This window comes from Methanospirillum sp., from assembly GCF_028679455.1.
Lineage (GTDB): Archaea > Halobacteriota > Methanomicrobia > Methanomicrobiales > Methanospirillaceae > Methanospirillum.
This window is the reverse complement of sequence record NZ_JAJRBM010000047.1, coordinates 1-6,578: the sequence shown is the minus strand read 5'-3', so window position 1 is coordinate 6,578 and position 6,578 is coordinate 1. Positions and strand designations below refer to the sequence as shown.

Sequence of the window (6,578 nt, the reverse complement as noted above, 5' to 3'; positions counted from 1 at the left end):
TCTCTGAATTATTTTTGAAATACTCTGCCTAAAATGTGGTATAGTTTAGGATCAACTGCTTAGATCTGCCTAAATGATGATTATGGTGATTGGTTGAATAAAAGTATGTTTATCTCTGTAGATTAATAGATTAAATTTGAAGATCGATCTGCCATTTGAGGCTTTCAAGGATGTCTTGTTGCCTGGGATGAAGGCCGGTAACCACGGTGCGATCATTGCCTAACCCAATAAGACGGATCTTCTCAAGATCAATCATGATCTTCTGTATACTGGAGACACTTAACAGACCCGCGGCTTCTAATTGGCGTTCAACCCACCGCTTTAGCATTAGGCTTATGAAAGCAATGAGGTATATCCCCTGTCTGATCGTTTCAGCATCTACGGTGTGGGGATAGATCTGCAGCCGGCTGGTAACCGTACTAAAGAACTCCTCATCCTCCTGTTGCTCTGATGTCCATTGCATGCACTGGTCCCACTGAAATTCACCACCTGCATAGAGAAGAACTGAGACTCCTGCATCCCTGAGTTGCCGTGCGACCGCTTTCTGTTTTACATTCACCATCAGTCTGTTATCGTCAACTTTCCATTGGATGAATTGCTCATATTTCCCTGCAATATCTAGCACTGCATCAGCGGGATCAGTCCAACGGTAAATCGGGATATTATGGAGACTTTCAATGATGAGATCCAGATCCTCAGTATACTCATTTCGCTCCTCTTCATCCTGCCGGGGACTATAACAGATATATCCGTGCATCTGTACCGATTCGACAGGGATGGTGATGGGCACTACAAACAATGTTTCCCCATGAAATATCTTGAGGTTCTTAGGGTGCATTAATTCACTGCGGTGGCGTCTGATCTCTTCCCGTACAAGTTCATTATCTGGATTGATGGGGATTACAAAGGGGGTACCACTAAAAATGAGTCCGTAAATATTCATGGCTGAATTAAATTCTCTTCCCGATATAAGGGTGGTATTTCGATAATGAAAGATGTGCATCCCGGCAACTGCATTTTTTACCAGGCGGGTGGCGGTTAAATTTTTTGGGTGGGGCATGTATGCTGCAGGGACGCTCAAATCCCGATCATAATAGAGGGATACCTGATCAAAAAATTGAACATTAGATTTATGCCGTTTATTTGCGGCAGAAAAACGGAGTTGGGGGATCATGAGGTCATATACTCTGCTCTCTGCAGTCTCCCTCCTACTGATATAGGTACGACAGATATCCATTGAAATGCCAGTTTCGCCGATCTTTTTAAGGAGTTTTGAAACGGTCTGGCTGGATATTTTTAACCCGGGATAAACGCGGGAGAGTGCCGTTCCTTCAAACCATGCCCCCGGATTATAAATCGCATCTGGACATGTCAGGGCAGCAATTGCCAGAGTGAGACAGATTCGGGTTTCATGTTCAGTCAGGTGAGTTTCCAAAATTCCTGAGAGATCAAGTGTACGGATAGCGTTAAGGTAGGGAATCAGTTCGCCATACGCGTATACTCGTTCAGGACTCTTAGCTTTTTCCCTGACCCGAACCGGTTTTCCATCAACATACTTCCCCAGATATCTGCTTTTTTGCCGAGTCCGCCGGGTCTCCTTGTCGTAATAATAAGTTATTTCGTACAGGTATTCATGCCCGTTTATTTTCTTGACCCGGGTTGTTGTCTTCACATACTCATATAGGCAGTCGATTTATTTATTCCTGTTCTTTCATCTCTAACCTAAAAGTTTTATTTGAACTACAATGCGGTTGCCTAATTGACTGAACGTAATTATGCCCTTGTTTCAATAAATATCTAATCTTCTTCCCTAAATTTAATATAGGTCAAAAATAAACTATTCCTTACCTCTCTGCAGCTAACAACGTAGTGATAACACATCCCCCCATCCGAATAACACCTGACGCATACATGTGAAATACCTCATTTCACACCCCCCATCAAATGCGGTTATCACTCCTGTTGTTGTAGGAGGGCATTGTTCGATGAAGACCCCATTGGTCTCTGTGAAACCTCATTAACCGGTTGACTGCCCAAGGTCAACACAGGGACCAATCCCTTTTGGAAAAACTAAAATCCAAGGCCTTGATATGGCTTTAGGTTTGTGAAAGAAGAAACAATATGTACATCCCGGAAGTGGGGTGTGGCGGGTTTTTCACAGTCCCTTCAATAATCTGTTCTTCAGGGTAGCCAATATCCTGGCAGATAATCATACGACATTCTGGGTGATGTTTGAGTTTTGCTACGAGTGTATCGGTACTGAAAGATGGGTCTGTGATCAAACAGATTGTTTTACCCCGTTCAACCTCGTCACATGCGATCGAGATGGTCTCTTCATGACCACGTCCGTGTGCGGTAAGAACCAGAAGTCTGGTTAAGGGAATATGGAGTCGTGCAGCCCCGAGTTGTACTGATGATATCCCTGGAATGATCTCCCCTGGGAGATATCCAAGGCCTGAAAGCATCGGATCACCTGTGGATAGAATCACGGTATCCTCCGGGAGCGCTCTCAATGCACGATAATCCTCGATTACTCTTACATCACAACCTGAAGGGATTTTTTCTTCTACCAGAGCAATTGCTCGTTCCGATCCAACAATATGGGTTGCAGATCTGATCACCATCTCTGCCTGACTGGTCAGGAGATTAGGTCCGCATCCAACACCGACGATCTTCATGGGGCCTCTTTGATGATCGATCCTTCCCGGCTGAGCAGGACGATGTGCACTCCCGGATGTTGTTCGCAAAAATGGGATAGTGACTCATCAGACCGATGATCAAATTCATCAGTCCCAATCATCTCTTCTATTGAATCATACCCGGAATCATCCAGGAATTTGGGATTGATATATTTCAGGATCAGTGCTGGCAGACCACAGATGATCACCTCACCCTTTGCTATGGGCAGTGCATGCCCGAGTCGGGAACCTACCAAGATAACTTCGTGGGTGGGAAAGAGAAGTCTTGCATGCATAAGTCCAATTCTCCCGGTAGTAAGGACAACTTTTTGTGCAGATGAAACACGTTCCATGACGGTCTCCTCAAGGTGATCATCCCAGGGTTCTACAAAGCCAGTAGATCCCAAAACTGAAATCCCTTCTTCCACCCCTATTTTCGCATTCAGGGTATGAGTTGCAATTGCCTTTCCATTTTCTGCAGAGATAATTACGTGGGCTCCGGGAATTCCCACTTCTGTGATTGCCTCTGTAATGGCATTTTGTATCTCACTCAATGCAGGCGGACTTATTGCAGGAGATCCGATCTGGTATCGTGGGTTTTTTCGTTTCCATATTCCGATGCCCTCTCCACACGTGATTTCAATCCCATTGGCAACCGGAGTGGCCGAAGCGTGAAATGTTATCCCGGCAGTAACATCTCCTGGATAGTCACCTGAATATTTTTGGCTGATTCCATGACCATTAACACCCTGTGCTTCTACTGATACCCTGATACCTACCGGGGTCATAATGGTGACGGTTCCGGTGATTTGACTCTTTATCGAAAGGACTGCCGCTTTTGAAGCGGCAGCAGCGGTAGTGCCTGTTGTGAACCCGCGCTTTCTGATTGTCCCGTCCGCAGTAAGAACAGCAAGACCCACCTTTACTGCTTCACGTGCTTCAACACTAGTGCAAGCTGATATCCATGAAGCAGGATAACAAAACCCACTCACCGGATCGATCACGTGATCTCCTCCGTTATTGCTTTGATACAAAGATAGTGATGATCTCATTCAGTGCTGCTACTGCAACCGGTGTTCCGCCCCTGGTTCCTTCATTTGAAATAGAGGGGATATCAACTGTCCTGAGTACCTCTTTTGATTCCGCTGCATTTACGAATCCTACTGGGGTTCCGATTACCAATGCCGGTCTGGTTCCCTCACGGATCATATCACATACGACCAAAAGCGCTGATGGCGCATTTCCAATTACGATGATTGCTCCCCCCAGTTGATCCCGTATAGCAAGGAATCCTGCAGAAGTCCGTGTTATGTCTGCTTGAAGTGGAACATCGGCTGGAATATCCAATACACAGACTACCCGGCTGGAGTGCCCTTTTTTCTGGATACCTGTCTGAACCATCCTGATATCAGTGAATATCGGGACACCTGCGGCTAATGCAGCAAGACCTGCTGATATCGGCTCATGGCAGAACCTCATCAGATCAGCCATCGCAAAGTCCCCAACTGCGATAGAACATCGTTGACGGATCCTGTCTTCAGGTGTATTGTCTCCGATCGCATTGCGTGCCATTTTCCGGGATCGGGAAGATATTGCATAGCCCTCCCGTGTATCTGCCCCGAGATCAATATAGGTATTTCCGGTGGTATCCCCGTGGTGTGATAATTCCTTTGACATCATCGCCTCTTTTCCAGAATCTTGTCTCTTCTCCACCTATAAACACTACAGCATGCATATCGATCAGATCCTCAATCTCACAGACTTTTCCGAGTGTTGTATAGAGGGTTGATTCATCCTCCCGGTATGCATTTCGGACTACTCCAACAGGGGTTTCAGGAGGAAGATACTGCAACGCTAGTGTGATAGCCTCACCAAGTTGTTCTGTTCTGGTTCTGCTCTTCGGGTTATAGAGGACTACTGGTATTTTTATTGAAAACAGAGCTGAAAGTCTTGCTCGAATTACTTCCCGTGGTGTGAGGAGATCAGAGAGGCTGACTACGGCAAAATCACCTGAAAGTGGAGATCCAAGTCGCGCTGCACCTGCGGTAGCGGCTGTGATCCCAGGGACAATTTCTACCGGAATATCATCTCCTGAATGTTTGAGGACTTCCAGAACAATGCTTGCCATCCCATACACTCCAGGATCTCCTCCTGAAACCATGGCTACGCTCGTTTTTTTTGCAAGATTGATACACTCCTGCGCACGATCGACTTCTTTTCCCATCCTACTCCTGATCACGGTTTTTCCATCAAGCAGGTGAGAGATCTGATCCAGATAAAAATCATTTCCAATAATTACCTCAGACTCTGTGAGCGCCGTTTCAGCATGCCTGGTCAGCATTCCAGGTGAACCGGGTCCAATCCCTATAATATAAAGCCTGCCCGTGATGGTATTATCGGGCAAAGGCGATGGTGACATTTCCATAAACTGTTTTCTCCATAATGAGTTCTTTTCGGTATGATACCGCAAGCGCAGCTGGTTCTGCAACCCCGGGGAGGCCAAATCGTTCTGCGGCAGAATCTGATACAACTGACTCCCTGCACAGTGTTTTTTGATCTAGATAGATCAGATTGCCTCCTATCTCGCGGATTGCATCTGTTAGCCCCTGTTCATGAAGTTTCAGGGTACTGGTGGCATAGATACAAATATCTGTCCGGGGTATTGCGTGAGATCGGAGTGCCTCATCAATCGCAGTAATGATCTCCTCTGATGGTGTCCCTTTCCGGCAGCCAATCCCTGCAGTATAAGGTGCATCAGATACAAGAAATGAGACCCCTTTTCCCGCAATAATCATCCCTGGCCCATCCAGCGTGAATAAATTTGCGCTCCCTGAGAGAATCGCAGCGTTAGATATCCGGGTTGAGTCGGTGTTTACGATACGAAGGTGTCGTTCTCTGGCAATCCCCTCTACTGATGGCTTTCCGGTGGCCTCTGTAGCGGTAGTGATAACCGGAATTAGTCCGATTTTCTCTTCTAACTCGTAGGCAAGTTCATTTCCTCCGTGATGCCCTCCGGTTAACGGGATCACAAATTTCATATCTGGGCTTATCACCAGAATCGCAGGATCTTTCCATTTGTCTGTGAGAAGGGGGGCAATCTTCCGCATTACAATCCCGGTCGCCATCATCGCAACGACTCTGTCCGCTGTTTGCACAGCATCGTAAAAAACGGCTTCGTGGTATGGGACAAATGTCCCACCTATAGCAGAAGCCACAATTCTGGCGTTATTTTCAAAATATGGGAGAGCAGTTATGATTGTTATGGTCATGAATATAATTCTGATCTGATATGCCCGGGAAGTTCCTCACCAAAGACTTCTCCAATGAGAAGCAGTGCAGAACGGTTGACACCTGCATCATGTGCTTTTTGAGCAATATCTTCAACAGTTCCCCTGATAATTAGTTGATCCGGCCAGGTTGCGTGAAATATTACTACTGCCGGAGTATGGGTTGGGTGCCTGACCTTGGCTGTTACTTCGCTTAACCGATCAGAGCCAAGAAAAATTGCCATGGTCTCATGGTGCCGGGAGTAATCAGATATATGATCCTGTCCCAGTGTCTTTCCGGCTGGTCGTGTAATGATAACCGATTCAGATACTCCTCGAAGGGTTAACTGAGTCTGCAACGCCGCTGCAGCACCGAAAAGAGATGAAACCCCGGGGACAACCTCAACTGCAATTCCTTCAACCTTGAGGAGTTCCATCTGTTCGATGATTGCTCCATACAATGCCGGGTCTCCCGAATGTAACCGTACAACTGTCTTTCCTTCCTGGGCTGCCTGAACCATCAGGGGAGTCATCTCTTCCAGGGACATCCCGTTGCTGTCATATTTTTCAGCAGCTGGAGATCTCTGTACCAACTCCGGGTTAACCAGGGATCCAGCATAAATAAGGAGATTCG

7 protein-coding genes are annotated in these 6,578 nt (G+C 46.5%); all 7 read right to left on the bottom strand.

The features are described 5' to 3' along the window. Positions 1-130: 130 nt before the first annotated feature. A complete protein-coding gene (locus tag LUQ50_RS01385; protein WP_300035047.1) occupies positions 131-1,672 on the bottom strand; it encodes a hypothetical protein in 1,542 nt (513 codons plus the stop codon). 424 nt (positions 1,673-2,096) lie between these two features. Next, on the bottom strand, positions 2,097-2,678 hold the full coding sequence (locus LUQ50_RS01380; RefSeq protein ID WP_300035044.1) for a cobalt-precorrin-7 (C(5))-methyltransferase: 582 nt from the start codon (positions 2,676-2,678) through the stop codon (positions 2,097-2,099). Continuing rightward, positions 2,675-3,730 (bottom strand): cobalt-precorrin-5B (C(1))-methyltransferase, encoded by a 1,056-nt coding sequence (locus LUQ50_RS01375; protein WP_300035041.1) that lies wholly within the window; start codon positions 3,728-3,730, stop codon positions 2,675-2,677. The genes LUQ50_RS01380 and LUQ50_RS01375 overlap by 4 nt, the downstream gene beginning before the upstream one ends. Beyond that, positions 3,696-4,355 carry a precorrin-8X methylmutase gene (locus tag LUQ50_RS01370; protein ID WP_300035053.1) on the bottom strand — a complete coding sequence of 220 codons (660 nt, stop codon included), beginning with the start codon at positions 4,353-4,355 and terminating at the stop codon, positions 3,696-3,698. Before LUQ50_RS01370 ends, LUQ50_RS01375 begins: the two co-directional genes overlap by 35 nt. Beyond that, positions 4,303-5,103: a precorrin-3B C(17)-methyltransferase gene (cobJ, locus tag LUQ50_RS01365; protein ID WP_367278930.1), complete on the bottom strand. Its 801-nt coding sequence runs from the start codon at positions 5,101-5,103 to the stop codon at positions 4,303-4,305. The genes LUQ50_RS01370 and cobJ overlap by 53 nt, the downstream gene beginning before the upstream one ends. Beyond that, positions 5,072-5,947, bottom strand: a complete 876-nt coding sequence (gene cbiG, locus LUQ50_RS01360) for a cobalt-precorrin 5A hydrolase (RefSeq protein WP_300035039.1) — start codon at positions 5,945-5,947, stop codon at positions 5,072-5,074. The genes cobJ and cbiG overlap by 32 nt, the downstream gene beginning before the upstream one ends. Continuing rightward, positions 5,944-6,578: cobalt-precorrin-4/precorrin-4 C(11)-methyltransferase (locus tag LUQ50_RS01355; RefSeq protein WP_300035035.1), on the bottom strand; the 635-nt coding region annotated here is incomplete at its 5' end. The genes cbiG and LUQ50_RS01355, both read right to left, overlap by 4 nt.